Annotated in this window: 19 protein-coding genes; 7 read left to right on the top strand and 12 right to left on the bottom strand. The window is 71.7% G+C overall.

The window, feature by feature from the left end:
- Window positions 1–52: 52 nt before the first annotated feature.
- Together ACVCAG_RS13170 and ACVCAG_RS13165 are read right to left on the bottom strand one after the other, a co-directional pair.
- A complete protein-coding gene (locus ACVCAG_RS13170; protein ID WP_440083851.1) occupies window positions 53–727 on the bottom strand; it encodes a response regulator in 675 nt (224 codons plus the stop codon).
- 91 nt (window positions 728–818) lie between these two features.
- Complete coding sequence (locus ACVCAG_RS13165; protein ID WP_440083850.1) at window positions 819–1,958, bottom strand: GAF domain-containing protein; 1,140 nt, start codon at window positions 1,956–1,958, stop codon at window positions 819–821.
- 123 nt (window positions 1,959–2,081) lie between these two features.
- Here ACVCAG_RS13165 and ACVCAG_RS13160 point away from each other — a divergent pair, with 123 nt between their 5' ends.
- The 5 genes from ACVCAG_RS13160 (at window position 2,082) to ACVCAG_RS13140 (ending at window position 6,185) form a co-directional block, all read left to right on the top strand.
- A complete protein-coding gene (locus ACVCAG_RS13160; protein ID WP_440083849.1) occupies window positions 2,082–2,747 on the top strand; it encodes an SDR family NAD(P)-dependent oxidoreductase in 666 nt (221 codons plus the stop codon).
- The gene (locus tag ACVCAG_RS13155) at window positions 2,744–3,886 is read left to right on the top strand and encodes an S-adenosylmethionine:tRNA ribosyltransferase-isomerase (protein ID WP_440083848.1); all 1,143 of its coding nucleotides are present in this window, start codon (window positions 2,744–2,746) and stop codon (window positions 3,884–3,886) included. The genes ACVCAG_RS13160 and ACVCAG_RS13155 overlap by 4 nt, the downstream gene beginning before the upstream one ends.
- A gap of 93 nt (window positions 3,887–3,979) precedes the next feature.
- The gene (locus ACVCAG_RS13150; RefSeq protein ID WP_440083847.1) at window positions 3,980–4,519 is read left to right on the top strand and encodes a hypothetical protein; all 540 of its coding nucleotides are present in this window, start codon (window positions 3,980–3,982) and stop codon (window positions 4,517–4,519) included.
- 275 nt (window positions 4,520–4,794) lie between these two features.
- The gene (locus ACVCAG_RS13145; RefSeq protein WP_440083846.1) at window positions 4,795–5,346 is read left to right on the top strand and encodes a hypothetical protein; all 552 of its coding nucleotides are present in this window, start codon (window positions 4,795–4,797) and stop codon (window positions 5,344–5,346) included.
- Between the two features lie 158 nt (window positions 5,347–5,504).
- Complete coding sequence (locus ACVCAG_RS13140) at window positions 5,505–6,185, top strand: response regulator transcription factor (RefSeq protein WP_362689997.1); 681 nt, start codon at window positions 5,505–5,507, stop codon at window positions 6,183–6,185.
- Between the two features lie 182 nt (window positions 6,186–6,367).
- Here the strand turns inward: ACVCAG_RS13140 and ACVCAG_RS13135 are convergent, their stop codons facing one another.
- Window positions 6,368–7,237, bottom strand: a complete 870-nt coding sequence (locus tag ACVCAG_RS13135; protein WP_440083845.1) for a 1-acyl-sn-glycerol-3-phosphate acyltransferase — start codon at window positions 7,235–7,237, stop codon at window positions 6,368–6,370.
- Window positions 7,234–8,055, bottom strand: a complete 822-nt coding sequence (locus tag ACVCAG_RS13130; RefSeq protein WP_440083844.1) for a GNAT family N-acyltransferase — start codon at window positions 8,053–8,055, stop codon at window positions 7,234–7,236. Before ACVCAG_RS13130 ends, ACVCAG_RS13135 begins: the two co-directional genes overlap by 4 nt.
- 115 nt (window positions 8,056–8,170) lie before the next feature.
- Between ACVCAG_RS13130 and serB the strand changes: the two genes are divergently transcribed.
- A complete protein-coding gene (gene serB, locus ACVCAG_RS13125) occupies window positions 8,171–9,394 on the top strand; it encodes a phosphoserine phosphatase SerB (RefSeq protein ID WP_440083843.1) in 1,224 nt (407 codons plus the stop codon).
- A gap of 117 nt (window positions 9,395–9,511) precedes the next feature.
- Here the strand turns inward: serB and ACVCAG_RS13120 are convergent, their stop codons facing one another.
- From ACVCAG_RS13120 to ACVCAG_RS13100, 5 genes are all read right to left on the bottom strand, one after another.
- Complete coding sequence (locus tag ACVCAG_RS13120; protein ID WP_447189885.1) at window positions 9,512–11,629, bottom strand: FUSC family protein; 2,118 nt, start codon at window positions 11,627–11,629, stop codon at window positions 9,512–9,514.
- Between the two features lie 99 nt (window positions 11,630–11,728).
- On the bottom strand, window positions 11,729–12,202 hold the full coding sequence (locus ACVCAG_RS13115) for a SixA phosphatase family protein (protein ID WP_447189884.1): 474 nt from the start codon (window positions 12,200–12,202) through the stop codon (window positions 11,729–11,731).
- Window positions 12,203–12,396: 194 nt separating this feature from the next.
- The gene (locus tag ACVCAG_RS13110) at window positions 12,397–14,727 is read right to left on the bottom strand and encodes a sodium-translocating pyrophosphatase (RefSeq protein WP_440083839.1); all 2,331 of its coding nucleotides are present in this window, start codon (window positions 14,725–14,727) and stop codon (window positions 12,397–12,399) included.
- A 525-nt stretch (window positions 14,728–15,252) separates the two neighbouring features.
- Complete coding sequence (locus ACVCAG_RS13105) at window positions 15,253–15,705, bottom strand: ATP-binding protein (RefSeq protein WP_447189883.1); 453 nt, start codon at window positions 15,703–15,705, stop codon at window positions 15,253–15,255.
- A gap of 2 nt (window positions 15,706–15,707) precedes the next feature.
- Window positions 15,708–16,058 (bottom strand): STAS domain-containing protein, encoded by a 351-nt coding sequence (locus ACVCAG_RS13100; RefSeq protein ID WP_030916965.1) that lies wholly within the window; start codon window positions 16,056–16,058, stop codon window positions 15,708–15,710.
- Window positions 16,059–16,321: 263 nt separating this feature from the next.
- On the opposite strand from ACVCAG_RS13100, the gene ACVCAG_RS13095 reads away from it, so the two are divergent.
- Window positions 16,322–18,565 carry a DEAD/DEAH box helicase gene (locus ACVCAG_RS13095; protein ID WP_447189910.1) on the top strand — a complete coding sequence of 748 codons (2,244 nt, stop codon included), beginning with the start codon at window positions 16,322–16,324 and terminating at the stop codon, window positions 18,563–18,565.
- Window positions 18,566–18,589: 24 nt separating this feature from the next.
- On the opposite strand, the gene ACVCAG_RS13090 is transcribed toward ACVCAG_RS13095, so the two are convergent.
- The 3 genes from ACVCAG_RS13090 to ACVCAG_RS13080 form a co-directional block, all read right to left on the bottom strand.
- Window positions 18,590–18,964 carry an Rv3654c family TadE-like protein gene (locus ACVCAG_RS13090; RefSeq protein WP_447189882.1) on the bottom strand — a complete coding sequence of 125 codons (375 nt, stop codon included), beginning with the start codon at window positions 18,962–18,964 and terminating at the stop codon, window positions 18,590–18,592.
- Window positions 18,965–19,203: 239 nt separating this feature from the next.
- A complete protein-coding gene (locus tag ACVCAG_RS13085) occupies window positions 19,204–19,536 on the bottom strand; it encodes a TadE family type IV pilus minor pilin (RefSeq protein WP_440083837.1) in 333 nt (110 codons plus the stop codon).
- A 44-nt stretch (window positions 19,537–19,580) separates the two neighbouring features.
- Window positions 19,581–19,817: a DUF4244 domain-containing protein gene (locus ACVCAG_RS13080; RefSeq protein WP_440083836.1), complete on the bottom strand. Its 237-nt coding sequence runs from the start codon at window positions 19,815–19,817 to the stop codon at window positions 19,581–19,583.
- Window positions 19,818–19,872 lie beyond the last annotated feature (55 nt).

Raw genomic sequence — 19,872 nt, 5'->3', positions numbered from 1 at the left:
GGAACCGCCGGACCGGACACCGTCCGGTCCGGCGCCGTCAGGCCGGGCGCCGTCAGGCCAGGCCGTTCCGTACCGCGTAGAGGGCGGCCTGGGTCCTGTCCTGCACGCCCAGCTTCATCAGCACGTTGGAGACGTGGGTCTTCACCGTCTTCTCCGCCACCGCGAGCTGCCTGGCGATCTCCCGGTTGGAGCGGCCCGACGCGATCAGCGCGAGCACCTCGCGCTCCCGGTCGGTCAGCGCCGCCACATGCCTGCCCTCTCGGTCGCCCTCACGACCGCCCGCGCGCCCGTCCTCCCGCGCGGACGGGACGGGTCCGGGACCCGACAGCATCGCCTCGGCGGCCTCGGGAGCGAGCAGCACCTGGCCACCGTGCACCGCCCGGATCGCGTGCACGAGCGCGGCCGGTTCGACGTCCTTGTAGAGGAAACCCGCCGCGCCCGCCCGCATCGCCGGGGCCACGTCGCCCCTGTCGCTGACCGAGGTCAGCACGAGCACCCTCGGCGACAGTCCTCGTTCCTCCAGCAGGAGCAGCGCGCCGAGCCCGTCGAGAACCGGCATCTTCAGGTCGAGCAGCAGCACGTCAGGGGCGAGAGACCCGACCAGGGCGACCGCCTCGGCGCCGTCGGCGGCCTCGCCGACCACGTCGAGGTCCTCCTGCAGGGCCAGGAAGGTACGAAGGCCCTGCCGGACGACCGGGTGGTCGTCGGCGATCAGGACGCGGATCATCCGGGCACCTCCGTCCGGACCGCGGACGGCGGACCGCACGGACACCCCTTCGGCCCACGGGTCATGCGATCACCTCTCCTCGCACCACGGATCACCCGGGCACCTCCATCCGGACGAGCGTGCCCCGCCCGGGCTCCGACCTCACCCGCACGCTCCCGCCGACGGATTCCGCCCTGTCGCCCATCGAGGCGATGCCCAGCCCCCGGCCCGCCGCGGCGGTCACGTCGAACCCGGCCCCGTCGTCACTCACCTCCAGGAACACGCGCCCGCCCTCACAGCCCAGCCGGACCTCGACGGTACGCGCCGCCGAGTGCCTGGAGGCGTTGTGCAGCGCCTCCTGGGCCACCCGGAGGACGGCCACCTCGATCACCGGTTCGAGCTCGCACACCGGGGACTCCTCGAACGAGAACGCGGCCGGGTGGAGCCGGTCGAGCAGGCGGACGTGCTTGCGGAGCGTCTCGGCCAGGCCGTGCCGGTCGAGCTCGGCCGGGCGGAGCTCCACGATCACCGCGCGCAGCTCGGCCAGCGCCTCCCCAGCCAGCCGCTCCACCCGGTCGAGCTCCCGCAGCGCCCGTACGGGATCGTCGACGACCAGCGACGCCGCGGCCTGCGCGGTGAGGCGCAGCGAGAACAGCTTCTGGGTCACCGCGTCGTGCAGTTCCCTGGCCATCCGGGTGCGCTCCTCGACCAGCGTGAGCTCCCGGCCCCGCTCGTACAGGCGGGCGTTGGTGAGGGCGATCGCGGCGTGCGCGGCGAACATGGTGAGCAGCCGCTGGTCGGCCTCGGTGAAGCCGCCGGGGGTCCGCTTGTTGGACAGGAAGATGATGCCGAGTACCTCGTCCCCGTCGAGGATCGGCACCCCGAGGAAGTCCTTGAGCACCGGATGGGCGCGCGGCCAGTACTCGAACCTGGGGTCCCTGCGGATGTCGGGCAGCCGGACCGGCGCGCCCTCGCGCAGCATGGCGCCGAGCATGCCGTGCTGGCGGGGCATCGGCCCGATCGCGTCCCACTGCTCGTCGGAGATGCCCTCGGCGACGAACTCGGCGAACGCCCCCTGGTCGTCGGGCACGCCCAGCGCGGCGTAGCGGGCGTCCAGCAACCGCCGCGCCGACCGCACGATGACCTGGAGCACCTCCCGGACCGACAGGTGTCTGGTCACCGCGAGGACGGCCGAGCTCACCGCGTGCAGCACGGCGTCCCGGTCCTCGCTCTCCTCGCTCTCGGGGCTCACGAACCGACTCTAGGCGGCGGCGGGCGCCCGCCGCGTACGCCATCGGTCCTAGGCCCATCAGCCCACCCCGGGCCCGGTCCGGCGGCCGATGTGCGGCGGGCGGGCGGCTCCTAGCGTCGAGGCATGACGAAGACCGCACTCATCACCGGCGCCTCCCGCGGCCTCGGCCTGGAACTGGCCCGCTCCCTCGCCGCCGACGGCTGGCGGCTCATCCTCACCGCGCGGGGCGAGGACGCGCTGCGAGCCGCCGCGGACGAGCTCGGCGCCCTCGCCCTGGCCGGGGACGTCGCCGACCCCGCTCATCGCGACCGGCTGGCGCTCGCCGTACGGGAACACGGCGGGCTGGACCTGCTGGTCAACAACGCGTCGGGACTGGGCGCGGTCCCGCTGCCACCGCTGGCCGGATACCCGGCCGACACGCTCGAGGAGCTGTTCCGGGTCAACGTGCTGGCCCCGCTGGCGCTGATCCAGGCGAACCTGCGCGGGCTCAGGGAACGGCGCGGCGCGATCGTGAACATCTCCTCCGACGCGGCGGTGGAGGCGTACGAGGGCTGGGGCGGGTACGGCGCGACCAAGGCGGCCCTGGAGCAGCTCTCCCACGTGCTGGCCGTCGAGGAGCCGGACGTCGCGGTCTGGTGGGTCGATCCGGGCGAGATGTCCACCGCCATGCTCGCCGACGCCGTCGGTGCCGGGGAGGCGGCGGAGGCCCCGGGCCCGGAGACCGTCGTCCCCACCCTGCGACGGCTGATCGCCGACCGCCCGGACAGCGGCCGGGTGAGGCACGGATGAGCGGGCGAGAGGACCGTACGGGGGGCTGGGGCACCGGCGGACGGGGCGGGGTGGCGAGCCTGCCCGCGGCGGACGCCATGGCCGCGGACTTCGTGCTCCCGCGCGAGCTGGAGGCGCACGAGCCGCCGGAGGCCCGGGGGCTGGCCCGCGACGGGGTGCGCCTGCTGGTCTCGGACCGGGGCACCGGAGAGGTCGGCCACCACGCGTTCGCCGATCTTCCCGGCCTGCTCGGCCCCGGCGACCTGCTGGTGGTCAACAACTCCGGCACGCTCCCCGCCGCCGTCCGGCTGGACCGGCTCGCGGTGCACTTCTCCACCGAACGCGAGGACGGGACCTGGCTGGTCGAGCTCCGCCGCCTCCGGGAGCGGGGTCCTTCGGCGGGCGCGGGCGCCGGGGCTCTCGGGGGCCTCGGGGACACGGAGACGGCCGGTGAGCCCTACCGCGGCGGCGCGGACGGGGAGTGGCTGCCGCTGCCCGGCGGGGCGACGCTGCGGCTGCTGGGGCGCGAGACGCCGCGTCTGTGGCGGGCGAGCCTGGACCGCGAGGTCACGGACTACCTCCGCCGGTACGGCGTGCCGATCCGCTACTCCTACGTGGACAGGGACTGGCCGCTGGCCGACTACCAGACCGTGTTCGGGGTCCGGCCCGGCAGCGCGGAGATGCCCAGCGCGGGGCGGCCGTTCACCACCGGGCTGGTGACCTCCCTGGTGTCGCGCGGGGTCGGGATCGCACCGATCACCCTGCACACGGGGGTGGCGTCCCCGGAGAAGGACGAGCCGCCCTACCCGGAGCGGTTCGAGGTGCCCGAGGCCACCGCGCGGCAGGTGGAGCTCGCGCGCGAGTCCGGCGGCCGGGTGATCGCGGTCGGCACGACCGTGGTCCGGGCGCTGGAGACGGCCGCGCTGGCCACCGGCCGGGTCCGGGCCGCGGACGGCTGGACCTCGCACATCGTGACTCCCGAGGTCGGGGTGAGGGCGGTGAGCGGCCTGCTCACCGGGCTGCACGAGCCGCGCTCCAGCCACCTGCTGATGCTGTCGGCGATCGCCGGCCGCGAGCTGCTCTCGCGGTCGTACGCGGAGGCGCTCGGAGAGGGCTATCTCTGGCACGAATTCGGCGACGTCCACCTGATCACCGGGTAGCCGGCCAGTCAGTCACAAGGGTTTTCCAAGTCGGGCCCCGCATGCTGGGCCGGTAATCACCGGGGATCACCGAATTCCGACTGGAGTAAAGAAATGCGCCGGCACCTGACCGCCTTCGCCGCCATCGCCCTGGCGGGAGGCATGCTGCTCACCCCCGGGACCGCGAACGCCGCGGCTTTCCCGACCACCGCGCCACAGGGGGTCGTGGACCAGCCGCTCGCGCCGCTGAAGACGACCGTCTCCTACCCGCGCAGGGCCTGGGCGGGCGACTCGTACGTCTACACGCTCAGGGTCAAGAACGTCGGCGAGTGGTACACCGACATCGCCTACGTCGGCGGCCGCCTTCCCTCGCAGGTCTCCAAGGTCCGTATCGTCGGCAAGCCCTCCGGCTCGTACTGCGAGGTCTCGGGGCGAGAGGTGGGCTGCCTGTTCGACACCCTGAACCCCGGCAGGACGGCCACCCTCAAGGTCAGGGTCTGGCTGAGGGACGGCGCCCGGGGCACCGCGACCGCCGATTTCGGTTCGGCCTCGATCGACGTTCCCGCGGGCGGGCTGGGCACCCTCGACATTCACGGCATCGACGTCGGCACCGACGTCAAGTACGTGCGGGTGAAGACCCGGGTTCTCCGCTAGCCACGTTTTTCACCCGGCACCTTCTGACCAGGGGCGATTACCGAAAGCAGTGGATATTACAACGCCGGGAAACGCCTTGGTGAGCGGCGATGTGGCACGCGCCGGACGGGCGGGCCGGGGGCCCGTGTCGTCCGGTACGGCGCCGCACCCAACTGTTCCGTTCAAATCACGTAGCAGAATATAATTTCTCTTTACATCTCCATATGTGATAAAACGCTGCGGACTTTATGGGACGTTCCAGGCGTCCCCTTGACTCTTCAGCTGGGAGACGTTTGATGCGCCACCCGATCTCCAAGATCGTTGCTATTGCTCTGGTCACCCCGCTGGCCGGCGGCATGCTCCTCGCCGCCCCCTCCTCGGCCGCTTCGGCGCAGGCACCGGCGGCGGCCGTCAAGGCGGAGCCGTACTCCACCTTCGCGGTCACCGTCTCCGCGCCGAAGAAGGTCAAGGCGGGCGGGAAGATCACCTACAAGATCAAGGCCGTCAACAAGGGCCCGCACCAGGCCGACTACTTCTTCACGGGCGGCCTACTGCCCAAGGGCTCGAAGGTCGTCTCGATCTCCGCCCCCAAGGGCACCTCGTGTGACAACTACGATGACGGGCTCTGGTGCTGGAGCCCCGACATCGTCGAGGTCGACGACTACGAGGCCATCGCGATCACCGTGAAGCTCGGCAAGAAGTCGGGACGGACCGCGCAGGCCATCCTCGGCGTCGACGCCTATGACGTCCCGACCGGTGCCGAGAACCTCTCCAGGGACGAACTGGAGCGCATGGGCATCAAGAGCTGGTACTTCGTGAAGAAGGTCAAGACCAGCATCGTGCGCTGATCCCACTTTTCGAGGGGCCCCGTCCTGCCACAGGCCGGGGCCCGCTCCCTTTCACGCTCCGGGACCACGGGGTGCGGGCAACCTCATATGCACGCCACCCCGTACCGGGCAGGATCTCCCCATGGTTCCCACGGCGAGTTTCCGGCGGTGCGCGATTCATGGCTGAACTGAGAGTGGTCCTGGCCGAGGACCACTACCTGGTGCGCGAGGGCACCCGCAGGCTCCTGGAGACCTCCGGTGAGATCGAGGTGGTGGCCGCCGTGGGCACCGCGGACGAGCTGCTCGACGCCGCCGGGCGACTGCGCCCCGACGTGGTGGTCACCGACATCCGGATGCCGGGCTCGGCCGATCTCGTCCGCCCGGGGATGGAGGGCATCGACGCGGCGCACCGCATCCGCGCCACCTCACGGGACATCGGGGTCGTGGTGCTCTCCCAGTTCTCCGACGCGATGTTCGCCCTGGACCTGTTCAGGGACGGCACCGAGGGCCGTGCGTACCTGCTCAAGGACCGGGTCGGTGACATCGACGAGCTGCTCGGCGCGATCAGGTCGGTGGCCGGGGGCGGCTCGGTGATCGACCCCAAGGTGGTGGAGGGCCTGCTGGCCAAGCGCGGGGTGCGCGGCGGCCCCCCGCCCGCGGAGCTGACGCCCAGGGAGCTGGACGTGCTCAGGGAGATGGCGCACGGCCTGTCCAACGGAGGCATCGCCCGCGCCCTGCACCTGTCGGTCTCGGCCATCGAGAAGCACGTCAACTCGATCTTCATGAAGCTCGCCCTGGAGAACAGCCCCGACACCCATCGCCGGGTGGCGGCCGTCATCACCTACCTGGGCTCGGCCTGAGCCCTGTCTCCCTGTCTCCTTGTCCCCGATTCCGGGGACCGGTCCCCCGGCGCCGCTGGCACGGTCCACGTTCGAACGCCGTCCGAGGCGGCGTACCGGCCCTTCAGAAAGGGCCCCGGCCGGGAAGGGGCCCGGCCGACGAGGTTTCCGGGCGTCGGTGGCCACCGGCGCCCGCCTCCCCGTCAGGCGGCGACGGGGAGACCGTGCGCGGCACCGGCGACCAGCACCGAGGCGACGGACGACTCGGCCGCCCAGGCCAGCTCCCTGCGGTCACGTCCCCACACCGCGGGCAGCATCGTCACCTCCACCGTCAGCCTCCGGACGGCCACCACGCGGCGGATCGAGGCCCAGAGGGGGTCGTCGCCGACATAGGCGGGCCCGGTGGCCAGGGCGTCCTCCCCTTCCAGATACCTGATCGCCACCGGCCTGACCGGGGCCCCGGCGTCCAGGGCCGCCTGGAACACCGCGGGCCTGAAGGAGCCCATCCCGCGTCCGCACCAGGTCGTCCCCTCGGGGAAGGCCGCCACCGGGTGACCGTCGGCGAGCGCGGCGGCCACCCCGTCGACGGCCTCGGGCAGCGCGGAGAGCCGGTCCCTGTCGATGAACAGCGCGCCCGCCCCGGCCGCCAGCAGACCGATCACCGGCCACACCCGTATCTCGTGCTTGGCGAGCAGGCGGCTCGGCAGGACCGCCGCCATGACGAGCGGGTCCAGCCACGACACGTGGTTGGCCACGATCAGCGGAGCGGCCCCGGACGGCCCGCCGGCGACCGGACGGGGCCGGGAGACGGAGCCGGCCATGAACGTGAAACCCCGGCGCACCTCGACCCGTACGCCGACGGCCCGCAGTACCAGCCGGGACCAGGCGCTCGTCAGCCGGATCCTGCCCGTCGTGCCGAGCCCGCGGGCCGCGAGCGCCAGCACCGTCCCCGCCAGGACGACCAGTGCGATCGCCGCCAGTCGCAGCGCCCTGCGCGGCCCGGCGGCCCTCGATCCCGGCGGGAGGAGACATCCGGCGGGCCCGCACGGCGCCGTCGGCATCCACGGGTTCACGAGGTGGCTCCCAGGAAGTGGCGCAGGTAGCGGGGGTCCGCCTCGGCCATCGAGAGCAGTACGAAGAAGTCGGCCGTACCGAAGTCGAGGTCGTGGGCGGGCGGGCCGCAGACCCAGGCGCCCAGCCGCATGTACCCGCGCAGCAGCGGCGGCAGCGCCCGTCCCGGCCTCGTGGCGGACGCGGAGGCGTCCTCGCGCCGCGAGGGGGCGGAGATCGGCTCCTCCCGCTGCGACGGCACGGCTGAGACCGGGTCCTCCCACTGCGACGGCACGGCGGAGATCGGATCCGCCCGCCAGGGGCGGTGCGGCGTGACGCGGTAGCCGGGCGGGGAGAGCGGCACCCGCTCCATGATCTCGGCGGCGTCGGCCACCGGCACCGAGCAGCACCCGGCCAGCCAGCCGTACCCTCCGGCCACCATGTAGCGGGCGATTCCCGCCCACATCAGCCCGAGCACCGCGCCACCCCGGTGGCCCGGGTGCACGCAGGCCCGGCCTGCCTCCACCATGTTCCCCCGGATGCCCGCCAGCGCGCCCAGGTCGAACTCGGAGTCGGAGTAGAGGCGGTCGGCCCGGCGGGGGCCGAGCAGCCGGTAGGTGCCGACGACCTCACCCGTGTCGTCACACCTCACCAGGAGGTGGTCGCAGTAGGCGTCGAGCGGATCGACGTCCAGGCCGGTGATGGGACTGTCCAGCCTGGCCCCCATCTCCTCGGCGAAGACCCGGTGACGCAGGCGCTGGGCCTCGCGCATCTCGACGGCGGTGGCGGCCAGCCCGACGCTGTAGCGGGCGAGGCGCGGCTCCATGGGAAGGGTCGTCATGAGTTCATGAAGACAGTCGCAGGTGACACGGGACCGGAGTGCCCCACGAACTCCAGGCGTCCGGATGATGAACCACATTCACGGCCCGATCCGGAGCCAAGTACCGTAGGAACCGATGAACCAGCGCACGCTCCTGATCACGTTGAACGGCCCCGACCGACCGGGCGTGACCTCACGCCTCTTCTCGGTCCTGGCCGGTTTCCCCGTCATCGTCGCCGACGTGGAGCAGGTCGTCATCCGCGGCCGGCTCACCCTCGGCGTCCTCGTCTCCTACGCGGGCGACACGCCGACCGGCACCGGCGGCACCCTCGGTGCCCTCTGGACCGCCGTCGAGCGGACCGCGGAGGATCTCGGGCTGCAGGTGGAGCTGTCCACCGGCTCCGACCCGAAGGAGAAGCGGCGCAGGGGGCGACTCAACGTCACCGTGCTCGGCGCGCCGCTGCAGCCCGCCGCCATGGCGGGCATCGCGGGGCGGATCGCCGCGGCCGGTGCCAACATCGACCGGATCGAGCGCCTGTCCAGTTACCCGGTGACCTGCATCGAGCTGTCCCTCTCCGGCGCCGACCCCGACACCCTCAGGGCGGAGCTGGCCATCGAGGCGCACACCCAGCAGGTCGACGTGGCCGTGCAGCGGACCGGCCTGCACCGCAGGGCCAAGCGGCTGATCGTGATGGACGTCGACTCGACGCTCATCCAGGCCGAGGTGATCGAGCTGCTGGCGGCGCACGCCGGCTGCCTGGAGGAGGTCGCCAGGGTCACCGAGGAGGCGATGCGCGGCGAACTCGACTTCGCCGAGTCGCTGCGCCGCCGGGTCGCGCTGCTCGAGGGCCTCTCGGAGGAGGTCTTCGAGAAGGTACGCAGGGAGCTCGTGCTGACTCCCGGCGCCCGGACGCTGGTACGGACGCTCAAACGGCTCGACTACCGGTTCGCGATCGTCAGCGGCGGGTTCACGCAGCTCACCGACGCCCTCGTGGAGGACCTCGGGATCGACTACTCCGCGGCCAACACCCTGGAGGTCGTCGACGGCGCGCTGACCGGGCGGGTGGTCGGCGAGATCGTCGACCGGCCGGGCAAGGCGCGGGCGCTGGAGCGCTTCGCCCGCGAGGCGGGGATCCCGATCAGCCAGACGGTGGCCATCGGCGACGGCGCCAACGACCTGGACATGATCGCGGCGGCCGGCCTGGGCATCGCGTTCAACGCCAAGCCGGTGGTCCGCCGCGCCGCCGACACCGCGGTCAACGTGCCCTACCTCGACTCGATCCTCTACCTGCTCGGCATTCCCCGCGCCGAGGTGGAGGACGCCGACGCCGAGGACGGTGTCACCGCCGCCGACCGCTGACCGTACCGGGCTCGCGGACGGTCGCGGACGGTCGCGGCCACCTGCGCCTCGGCCCGCTCGGCCGATGAGCCACCTGCCCCCCGGAGCGGTGAACCGCTCGCGCCCCGGAGCGGCGGGCTACCGGCTTCTCGGGGTGGTGAGAGCGGCCAGTCGTACGGCTTCGGCGCCGAGACCGCGCAGGGCGGGCTGCGCGGCGGCGGCGTGCCTGACGCGCCGGCGCAGGCCGGTCATCCTGTCGGCCGCGTCCTCGTGCGGATCGGCATCGGCCAGTTCGGCGAGCTCGTCCAGGCGGCGGGCGGCCAGCGCGTCCACGTGCGCGCCGAACTCGTCGAGCACGGCGTCGAGATCGTCGGGCGGCACCCCGGCCTCCTCCGTCCTGACCGCCTCGGCGACCTTCTCCAGCCGGTCGGCGACGAGATCGAGGACCGTCACCGTGGGTCCCGCCCCCTCCTCGGGCGGCGGCACCGCCAGCAGCGCGAACGCGTTGTCCCGCAGCCGTCCGGCCGCCGTCAGCGACTCCCTGAGCCGCCGTGGCGCGCTGCCGCCCGGTTCCTTGTCCAGCAGGTCCAGGGAGTCGGTGAGCCGCCCTGCGGCGTCGGCCGCGGCGAAGCCCCGGATGTCCACCTGGGCGGCGTCCCGGTCGATCAGCGACCGCACCAGGACGGCGTGGCTGTCGAGCATCTCCGCGATCCCGGCGGTCAGCCGGGCCCGGTGTCCCCTGGGCCACAGCAGCCGGGCGAAGAGCAGCGCCAGCGCGCCGCCCGCGACCGTGAGTCCCACCCTGGCCACCGCCGCGCCCCAGTCGAGCGGCAGGGAGAAGTCGGACAGCATCAGCGAGAGCGGCGTGGAGAAGATCGCCCAGTATCCGTAACCGGACCCGCGCAGCGCGAAGCCCAGCGCCGCGCAGACGGAGATGAAAAGCGTCAGGTGCAGGTGCCCCGGCGCGACCGCCAGCACCACCGCGGCGGCCACCGCGCCCACGGCCGTGCCCAGCACCCTCAGCAGCACCCGCTCCACCGTGTCGCGGTAGGCGGGGCGGAGGCTGACCGCCACGGTCGCCACGAACCACTTCGCGTAGTGCTCGTGGACCAGCGCCATCAGCGTCATGGCCGTGACCACCGCCAGCCCGACCCGGACCGGGTGTCGGCCGGCCGACACCGCCGGCCTGCGGGGCCGTACGAACCTCGGCAGGCGGGGGCCCGTCTCGACGCTCTCGGCGGCCTGCCGCGCCACCGAGCGCACCGCCATCGCGATCCGGTCCACACCCTGGCGGATCTGCCCCAGCAGCACGGCCGCGGGCAGCGGGGCGCCGCCCGCGCGGGCGGCCACGCGGATCTCGTCCACCCGGTCGGCGAACCGCCCGATGGCGGCCAGCGCCTCCGGGACCTCCGACGGACCGCCGAGCAGCACCGCCTCCCGCAGCGCGCGGGCCAGCGCCTCGACCGCCTCGTCCAGCTCCCGGACCCACTCCGTCCCGATGCCCGCCTCCACGGCCGCCGCGCGCAGTACGCGCAGCGCGATCGTCTGCTGGAAGACGCGGTTCAGCGTGGCCGGGAGCCGATCCGGCGACCGGTCGTCCTCCACGGAGATCCGGTAGAGGGAGAGCGCCCTGTCCAGGTCCTTCAGCGCGGTGACGGCCCGGTGGCGCAGCGGCTCCCAGCTCTCGTCCGCGAGCGGCGCCCTTCCCCCTGCCGCCAGAAGGTCGGCCAGCGCCGTACCGGCCTCCTCCACGGCCCTGTGGAGCGGCCGGAGACGCCGTACCGGCCAGACCGCCACGACCAGCAGCACGGCCAGCAGGCCGCCGGCGGCCGTGGTCCCCATGTGGAGCGGCACGCTCACGCCGGGGAGCGCGAAGTACGCCAGGGTCACGGAGAGCACGGCGGGGATGCCCAGCGCCGGCCAGTAGACGCCCGCCGCCGCGACCAGGCCGACCACCACGACGGCGACCGGCCAGGGACCGGGCTGGACGAGCGCTCCGAGACCGTCACCGAGCGTGACCGTGGTCGTGCTGACGATCAGCCTGCGGACACGATCACCGTACGGCTGTCCCGGGGTGTCGCCGAAGAGCGTGAGATAGCCGCCCAGGGCCACCGAGGCGCCCTCCCGGAGGTGACCGAGGAGGACACCGGACATCAGGGGGAGGCAGATGACCAGCGCGCACAGCAGGCCGTAGCCCCAGGCCGGACGACCGGAGAGCCGGAAGTCGGCGCGCAGCGCGCCGGTGAGCCCTCGCATGCCACCCCCGATCGCGCCCCTCGCGGCTCCCCTCCCGGAACCGCGCCGGGTCTCGGTGCTTCCCGATGGCCTCGGCCCGGTGTTTCCGGGGGTTCCGTCTCAGTGCTTCCTGGGGGTCCAGCGGGCGATCCCGCGGCCGGTGTCGAGCCCGGCCCACTCGCCGTCGACCTCGATGACGGCGAACGCGCCGGGCGGGAACCCGGCGTCGCCGTCGGCGGCGGTGAGCTGCGTGACCAGCTCGTGGACCCCGGGGTTGTGACCGACCAGGACCAGCGTGCCGACCTCCGGGTCGCTCCGCCGGATCAGCGTGAGCAGCTCGTCGGGGTAGGCCTCGTATATGGCCGGTTCGATCAGGATGTCCGCGCCGGGGAGCGCCAGGTCGGCGGTCTGCCTGGTCCGTACCGACGGCGAGCAGAGCACCAGGTCGGGGGTGAGGTCCATGCCGGCGAGGGCCGCGCCGACCTTGAGGGCGTCGCGCTCGCCGACCTCGGTGAGAGGACGCTCGCGATCGGCGAGGCCGGAGGTGTGAACCGCCTTGGCGTGGCGCAGGACGACGAGCGTGCGCGCCGTCATCGCGACGCCCACATGGCCAGACCCACGATCACCGCGAACACCGCGACCATCGCCAGCAGGATGAGGACGAGTGTCTTGCCTCCGGAGGGCTGCTGTTCCATACCGGCCAGTTTCCCACCGGGGTGGCCCGCACACGCCGAAGGGGTGCACGCGGCCCGTGCACCCCTCCGTCAAACATTGTCGTCAAACATTGCTCAGCTGGAGACCTGCTCCGGCTCCCGGTCGGAGTTGTTCTCCTCCGTCGGGGCGATGCCCGCCGAACGACGCTTGGAGATGACGACCGCGGCGACGACGATGCCCACCGCCAGCACCGTGATGCCGATGCGCAGCGCGGTGTTGTCGGCGTAGGTCACCACGGCCGGGGCGATCAGCAGCGCCACGAGGTTCATCACCTTGAGGAGCGGGTTGATCGCCGGTCCTGCGGTGTCCTTGAACGGGTCGCCGACGGTGTCACCGATGATGGTGGCCTCGTGGGCCGGCGAGCCCTTGCCACCGTGGTGACCGTCCTCGACCAGCTTCTTGGCGTTGTCCCAGGCACCACCGGAGTTGGCCAGGAACACCGCCATGAGCGTGCCGCACGCGATGGCACCGGCCAGGAACGCGCCGAGCGGGGCGTACCCGAGGGCGAAACCGACGGCGATCGGGGTCAGCACGGCCAGCAGGCCGGGCGTGGCCAGCTCCCGCAGCGAGTCGCGGGTGCAGATGTCGACGACCCTGCCGTAGTCGGGCAGCTCCGTCCCCGCCATGATCCCCGGCTTGGTGCGGAACTGCTCGCGCACCTCGAAGACCACCCGCCCGGCCGCGCGGCCGACCGCCATGATCGCCAGGCCGGAGAACATGAACACCACCGCGGCGCCGATGATCAGGCCGACCAGCACGTTCGGGGAGTCGACGCTCAGGGTGAACGAGCTGAACGAGCCCAGCGCCGTCTTCACGCTCTCGGTCGCGCCGGCCAGCTGGGTCTCGACCGCCGTGCGGAACGCGCCGAACAGCGCGGTGGCGGCGAGCACGGCCGTGGCGATCGCGATGCCCTTGGTGATGGCCTTGGTGGTGTTGCCGACGGCGTCCAGCGAGGTGAGCACCTGGGCGCCCTCGCCCTCGACGTCACCGGACATCTCGGCGATGCCCTGGGCGTTGTCGGAGACCGGGCCGAAGGTGTCCATCGACACGATCACGCCGACCGTGGTCAGCAGGCCGGTGCCTGCCAGCGCCACGGCGAACAGGGCGATGGTGACGTTGCCGAAGCCCAGCAGGAAGGCTCCGTAGACGGCGGCTCCGATGATCAGCGCGGAGTAGACCGCCGACTCCAGGCCGACGCTGATGCCGGACAGGATGACCGTGGCGGGACCCGTACGGGAGCTCTCGCCGATGTCCCGCACCGGACGGCGGTTCGTCTCGGTGAAGTAGCCGGTGAGGATCTGAATGGCACTCGCCAGCACCAGGCCGATGAGCACCGCCCCGATCGCGATCAGGCGCGGGTCCGAGGTGACCGCGGCGATCTCCGGGCTCACGTTGGTCAGCCCGGAGAAGCTGGCCGGCAGGTAGAGGTAGGCCGCGACGGCGACGAGGATCGCCGAGATGGCCGCCGAAATGAAGAAACCCCGGTTGATCGCGGCCATCGCGTTGCGGTCGCCGGCGCGCGGGGCGGTGACGAAGATGCCGATGATCGCCGTGATCACACCGATCATGGGCACGATCAGCGGGAACACCAGCCCCTCGACGCCGAAGGCCACCCGGCCCAGGATCAGGCTGGCGACCAGCATGACCGCGTAGGACTCGAACAGGTCGGCGGCCATGCCCGCGCAGTCGCCGACGTTGTCGCCGACGTTGTCGGCGATGGTGGCGGCGTTGCGCGGATCGTCCTCGGGGATGCCCTGCTCGACCTTGCCGACCAGGTCGGCGCCGACGTCGGCGGCCTTGGTGAAGATGCCTCCGCCGACTCGCATGAACATGGCGAGCAGCGCGGCGCCGAAGCCGAAGCCCTCCAGCACGGCCGGGGCGTCGCCCTGATAGATGATCACCACCACGGCCGCGCCGAAGAGGCCGAGGCCAACAGTGATCATTCCGGCCACGCCGCCGGTGCGGAAGGCGATCCGCATGGCGATCTTCTCACCGGACGCGCGGGCCGCGGCGGCGACGCGGACGTTGCCGCGGACCGCCAGCCACATGCCGATGAATCCGGTCAGCGAGGAGAACAGCGCGCCGACGACGAAGAAAGCCGATCTGCCGATCCTCACGCTGGTCGTCTCGGCCGGGAGGAGATACAGCAGGAAAGGGATCAGAATGACGAACAACGCGAGCGTCCGGAACTGCCGCGTAAGGTACGCGGAAGCCCCTTCCTGGACGGCTCGCGCGATGTTCTGCATACGTTCGGTGCCTTGGTCGGCGGCCAGCACCTCCCGCACCAATGTGCCGGCGACGGCGAGTGCGAGCAGGGCGACGGCGGCGACCACGATCACGATGGTGAAGTGGTGACCACTCAGGGATACCGCTGGCTCTGCAGCGGCGAGATGGAGCACAGACATCCGAGTCTCCTTGGCAAGACGGGAACACGTCCTGCCCGGAGTGCGCTGCGGTGAGGTTAGGCGGCTGAAGCGGCGCACATCCGGGATGGTTGGCAGTGCCGCTTCCAGTTGCAGACCCCCACGGAGGGCGGCTCGCGTGCGGGCCGCTCCGAAGGATAAACCTTGGCCGGTTCCGGGAGTCTACGCAGCGAGGACGCGGATATGAAGCCTCCGCCCACGCCCATTTGGCGACACGACCAGCGCCTCTTGACGACCGACCTGCTTATGAGGTCATTTCACCCGTCACACCTGTCCCGCCCACCCCTGTTTCTCCCTAGTTTCAGACAAGAAACATCTAAATTAAGTTTAGACCGAAATTGAGATCCCCGCCCCGAACGGCCCGGGCGCTCTCACGGGGACGCCCTCTTCACGGGGACGCCATCGGGCGGATCCTCTGCCCGGACCACGCCCTCCAGGGCCACTCGACCCCCAACGAACAACCGGGCGTGTCCGTGTGGACACGCCCGGTCGCCGAAGTCTTCTCTGTCAGACCGGAGACATTCCGTTCGTCGCCGCCGGCCAGCTCATGCGAATGCACATGCCCTTCTGGCTCGGGTAGACCTGAACGTCGTCGGCCAGCCCCGCGATGACCGCGATGCCGAAACCGGCCATCAGGTCATCGGGAAGCTGCCTGAACGGATCGTCGAACCCGAGAAGGGCGCGATCGTGCTCCAGCTCGTCACTATCACTGGGGGCGGAGTCGGTGACCGTCACCTCGAAACGCCCCAAGTCATCACGTAGCTCGATCCGGATCGGCTCTCCCGGACAGTGGAGGCGATGTGCCTCCACGGCCCGCGAGCATGCCTCACCGACAGCAAGCCTTACCTCGTCCAGCAGCGACTCCTGCACGCCGGTGCGCCTGGCGATAGCCGTGGCGACCAGGCGTGCCGTCCGCACGTGCGCGGGGAGAGCGCTGAACGTCAGCTCGACGGTAGCCACGACTACTTGTCTCGACCGTGAGCTTCCTTGGCCTCGTCGACCGAGGCGTAGATCCCGAAGACCTTTGTCAGCCCGGTGATCCGGAAAATCTTCAAGATGCGCTCCTGGGTGCAGACAAGCTCCAGTGAGCCATCGTGCGCCCTAACTCGCTTGAGCCCGCCGACCAGGACACCAAGGCCCGTGGAGTCAAGGAAGTCGACCTTCTCCATGTTGACGAGCAGGTGGAAATTCCCCTTGTTGACCAGGTCGATCAGGAGCTCACGCAATCTGGGCGCGGTGTAGACATCGATCTCACCCTCGACCTCAACGATGGTGAGACGGTCCTCGGAATGGTGGTCCAACTTCAGATCCACAGATCCTCCAGCGCCTTGCCTGCGAAAGTACCGATTCGGGCGTGCCCTCCTGGGACCGGGTGGCCCCCGGACGACAAGCCCCGACGCGCGGCATTCAACCATGCGTACGCTCAGTGTCTATACGAAATCACGATTCCCGGCGACTCTGCCCACAGATGTGAGACTGGAAACCAGTGACCCCGCCCTCATCCTCGCCCCTCGGCGCGGGCACCGCCCTCAGCCGTCTTCTCGACGTTCCCGCACGTCATGGCCGTGTCACCCATGTGGAGCGCGTTCCCGCACGTCAGGCCGGTGAGACCCGCTGGCCGGACTGGGTCGACCAGCGGCTGGTTACGCGCTGGGCGAACCACGGTATTTCTGGCCTGTGGCCACATCAGGCCGAGGCCGCGGACCTGATCCACCGTGGCCAAAACGTGATCATTTCCACAGGGACCGCGTCGGGCAAATCCCTTTCTTACCTGGTCCCGGCGCTCTCATCGACGCTCGACGGCGGCACGGTCCTCTATCTGTCGCCCAGCAAGGCGCTGGCCGCCGACCAGCTCCGCGCGCTGCGCGAGCTCGACCCTCCCGGCCTCCGGGCCGCCACCTATGACGGCGACACCTCCTTCGAGGAGCGGGCCTGGGTGCGCAAGCACGCCAACTACGTCCTCACCAACCCGGACATGCTCCATCGCGGCCTGCTGCCCCGTCACGCTCAGTGGTCGCCCTTCTGGCGGCGGCTGCGGATGGTCGTCGTGGACGAGTGCCACGGCTATCGGGGCGTGTTCGGTTCGCATGTCGCGCAGATCCTGCGCCGCCTGCGCCGGATCTGCGCCCGCTACGGCTCCAGCCCGACCTTCCTGCTCTCCTCGGCGACGGCCAGCGAGCCCGGAATCTTCGCGAGGCGCCTGACAGGCCTCCAGATGGCCGAGGTGACCGCGGACACCTCTCCCCGGGGTGCTACCACCTTCGCGCTGTGGGAACCACCCCTGACCGATCTGCGGGGCGAGGGCGGGGCCCCGGTCCGCCGCCCGGCGACCGCCGAGAGCGCGGACATCCTGGCCGACCTCGTCGCCTCCGACGTGCGGACCCTGGCCTTCGTCCGCTCCCGCCGGGCCGCCGAGACCGTGGCCCTCACGACGCGGGCCAGACTCCAGGACCTCATCGCCGACGGGGAGGCGCCCGCGGACCTGTCCGGCAAGGTGGCGGCCTACCGGGCGGGATACCTGGCCGAAGATCGCAGGGGTTTGGAAAGGGCACTGCGCTCCGGCGAACTGCTCGGCCTGGCGACGACCAACGCGCTGGAACTCGGCGTCGACATCTCCGGGCTGGACGCCGTGCTCATCGCGGGGTGGCCGGGAACCCGCGCCTCCCTCTGGCAGCAGGCCGGGCGGGCCGGGCGGGAGGGGCAGGACGCGCTGGCGGTGCTGATCGCCAGGGACGACCCCCTGGACACCTATCTCGTTCACCATCCGGAGGCCCTGTTCGGCCGTCCCGTGGAGTCGATCGTGCTCGACCCCGGCAACCCGTACGTGCTGGGGCCCCATCTGTGCGCGGCGGCGGCCGAGATCCCGCTGACCCACGACGAGCTGGACGTCTTCGGCCCGACCACCAAGGAGGTCCTCGCGGACCTGGTCGGGAACGGCCTGCTCAGGGAACGTTCCGCGGGCTGGTTCTGGACCAGCAGGAGACGCGCCACCGACCTCGCCGACATCCGGGGAGCGGGCGCCGCGCCCGTTCACGTCGTCGAGATGTCCACCGGGCGGCTGCTCGGCACCGTGGACGAGCCCTCGGCCCACTCGGCCGTGCACACCGGCGCCGTCTACGTGCACCAGGGAGAGACGTTCCTGGTGGCCGAACTCGATCTGGAGGCGGGGGTCGCGCTGGTCGAGGCCGGAACCCCCGACTACACGACCTTCGCCAGGGACGTCACCGACATCTCGGTCATCGAGTCCCTTCGCTCGCACCCCCTCGGGCAGGGAGAGCTCCATTTCGGCGCGGTCGAGGTGACGAGCCAGGTGGTGGCCTATCTCAAGCGCCGAGCCCAGAGCGGCGAGCTCATGGGGGACGAACCCCTCGACCTGCCCCCGCGCACGCTGCGGACCCGCGCCGTCTGGTGGACGCTGCCCATCTCGGCGCTCGTCCCCCTCGCCGAGGAGGGCGTGGACCTCGGTGGTGCCGCGCACGCGGCCGAACACGCATCCATCGGCCTGCTGCCGCTCTTCGCGACCTGCGACCGCTGGGACATCGGGGGTGTCTCCACGGAGCTCCATCCCGACACCGGGCTGCTGACCGTCTTCGTCTACGACGGCCACGAGGGCGGCGCCGGTTTCGCCGAACGTGGTTACGCCCGCGCGCACGACTGGCTCACTGCCACCCGCGAGGCCATCGCCTCCTGCGAGTGCGAACGCGGCTGCCCGTCGTGCATCCAGTCTCCCAAGTGCGGCAACGGCAACGAACCCCTCGACAAGGCCGGAGCCCTCCGGCTTCTCGCCGTCCTGCTCTCCCAGGACGAGCCGCGAACGTGACAGCCGGGTTTCATCGGACCGCCGTCAAGGGCCGGGGTCAGCGATGTGCACGGGGCCCGCACGCGCCCTGGCGGTGATCGCCACCGGCCCCTTCAGGGGCAGGGACACCTCCATGGTCACCTCGATGTCCGCGACGCCGCCGTCGCCGAGAGAGCAGCGAGTGACCCTGGCCTCGTTGTCCGCGGCGAGCGAGGAGGCCCTCGCGCAGCTTCGGCCGGGATCCGCGAAGGCCAGCCGGGCGGCGGCGAGCGCGCTCAGGTCGGCGGCGCTCTGTGCCCGGTGGCGCGCGACCCTGGCCACACCCGCGAACACGACCGCCGCCGCGACCGCGAAGACCAGCGCCATGAGCCCGACCGTCCAGATCGTCGCCGACCCTCGCTGCGTGTTCTCTCCGCTCATCCACGTACCGCCTCTCGCCTTGCCGCGGACACGTCCTCTCCCCTTCTCTCCTGGCCCGGTTTCCAGGTTTCCTGGTTTCCCGGTCGGCACACGGTTCTGGTCGACGCATGACGCGCGCCGCCGCCACGGGCGTGGCCGGGAGCGGCCGGAAGCGGCCGTGCTGTGACCCCTGCGAACCCGGCCACGAGCCCCGGCCCACCGCTCCAGCCCCGGCCCCGGCCCCGGCCACGAGCCACGACCTACCGCTCCAGCCCCGGCTCGGTGACGGACACGGCGGTCGCGTGAACGGTCACGCTCGGGAGCGAGGCGCCCCAGCGAGGCCTGACGTCCACGGACACCTCCACCCGCACCGTCTCCGCACTCCGGGTCACCGTGACCAGGGCGCCCGCCGGAACCATCGACAGGACGCCGCCTCTGACCCGCTCGAGCGGCTCGCCGCGCGAGGCGGCCCGAGCCCCGGCCCGCGCGGCGTCCACACACTCCAGTCGCGCCTCGACCGCCGCCACGGCCCACAGCCCCGCTCCCAGCACGACCATGAGGGCAGGTAGCGCAGCGGCCGTCTCCGCGGTCACCGAACCTCTCGACCGGCGAGAGGAGGTCACCGACGCCGGGAGGATCATCCGGCCACGTTGAGTGCTCGGTTGATCAAAGCCGTGATCATCTGCTGGACGTCTGAACTCGTCACCACCTTGAAGAGGAGGGCGGCGAAAGCGCAGGCGGCGATCGTTCCGACCGCGTACTCGGCCGTGGACATGCCTCGGTCACGGTGCGCGCCGGCGGTCAGCAGCGCCCACCGGGCACGCGGCCACCGCGACCAGTCACGCCGCGCGTGAACGGCACTGGTTCGAGTCATCTGCTCCTCCTGGAGATCTCCGCCGGACCCACCGTCCGGCCGGTGACGCCAGGGT

The organism is Streptosporangium sp. G12 (assembly GCF_052983175.1).
Note: the sequence above shows the minus strand (reverse complement) of the source record. Positions and strands in the feature narration are given on the sequence as shown.

What these genes read in the sequence shown, in the direction of transcription:
- ACVCAG_RS13170 (WP_440083851.1), bottom strand. Translation starts at nt 727, where the DNA reads ATGATCCGCGTCCTGATCGCCGACGACCACCCGGTCGTCCGGCAGGGC.
- ACVCAG_RS13160 (WP_440083849.1), top strand. Translation starts at nt 2,082, where the DNA reads ATGACGAAGACCGCACTCATCACCGGCGCCTCCCGCGGCCTCGGCCTG.
- ACVCAG_RS13155 (WP_440083848.1), top strand. Translation starts at nt 2,744, where the DNA reads ATGAGCGGGCGAGAGGACCGTACGGGGGGCTGGGGCACCGGCGGACGG.
- ACVCAG_RS13150 (WP_440083847.1), top strand. Translation starts at nt 3,980, where the DNA reads ATGCGCCGGCACCTGACCGCCTTCGCCGCCATCGCCCTGGCGGGAGGC.
- ACVCAG_RS13145 (WP_440083846.1), top strand. Translation starts at nt 4,795, where the DNA reads ATGCGCCACCCGATCTCCAAGATCGTTGCTATTGCTCTGGTCACCCCG.
- ACVCAG_RS13140 (WP_362689997.1), top strand. Translation starts at nt 5,505, where the DNA reads ATGGCTGAACTGAGAGTGGTCCTGGCCGAGGACCACTACCTGGTGCGC.
- ACVCAG_RS13130 (WP_440083844.1), bottom strand. Translation starts at nt 8,055, where the DNA reads ATGACGACCCTTCCCATGGAGCCGCGCCTCGCCCGCTACAGCGTCGGG.
- serB (WP_440083843.1), top strand. Translation starts at nt 8,171, where the DNA reads ATGAACCAGCGCACGCTCCTGATCACGTTGAACGGCCCCGACCGACCG.
- ACVCAG_RS13120 (WP_447189885.1), bottom strand. Translation starts at nt 11,629, where the DNA reads ATGCGAGGGCTCACCGGCGCGCTGCGCGCCGACTTCCGGCTCTCCGGT.
- ACVCAG_RS13115 (WP_447189884.1), bottom strand. Translation starts at nt 12,202, where the DNA reads ATGACGGCGCGCACGCTCGTCGTCCTGCGCCACGCCAAGGCGGTTCAC.
- ACVCAG_RS13110 (WP_440083839.1), bottom strand. Translation starts at nt 14,727, where the DNA reads ATGTCTGTGCTCCATCTCGCCGCTGCAGAGCCAGCGGTATCCCTGAGT.
- ACVCAG_RS13090 (WP_447189882.1), bottom strand. Translation starts at nt 18,964, where the DNA reads ATGAGCGGAGAGAACACGCAGCGAGGGTCGGCGACGATCTGGACGGTC.
- ACVCAG_RS13080 (WP_440083836.1), bottom strand. Translation starts at nt 19,817, where the DNA reads ATGACTCGAACCAGTGCCGTTCACGCGCGGCGTGACTGGTCGCGGTGG.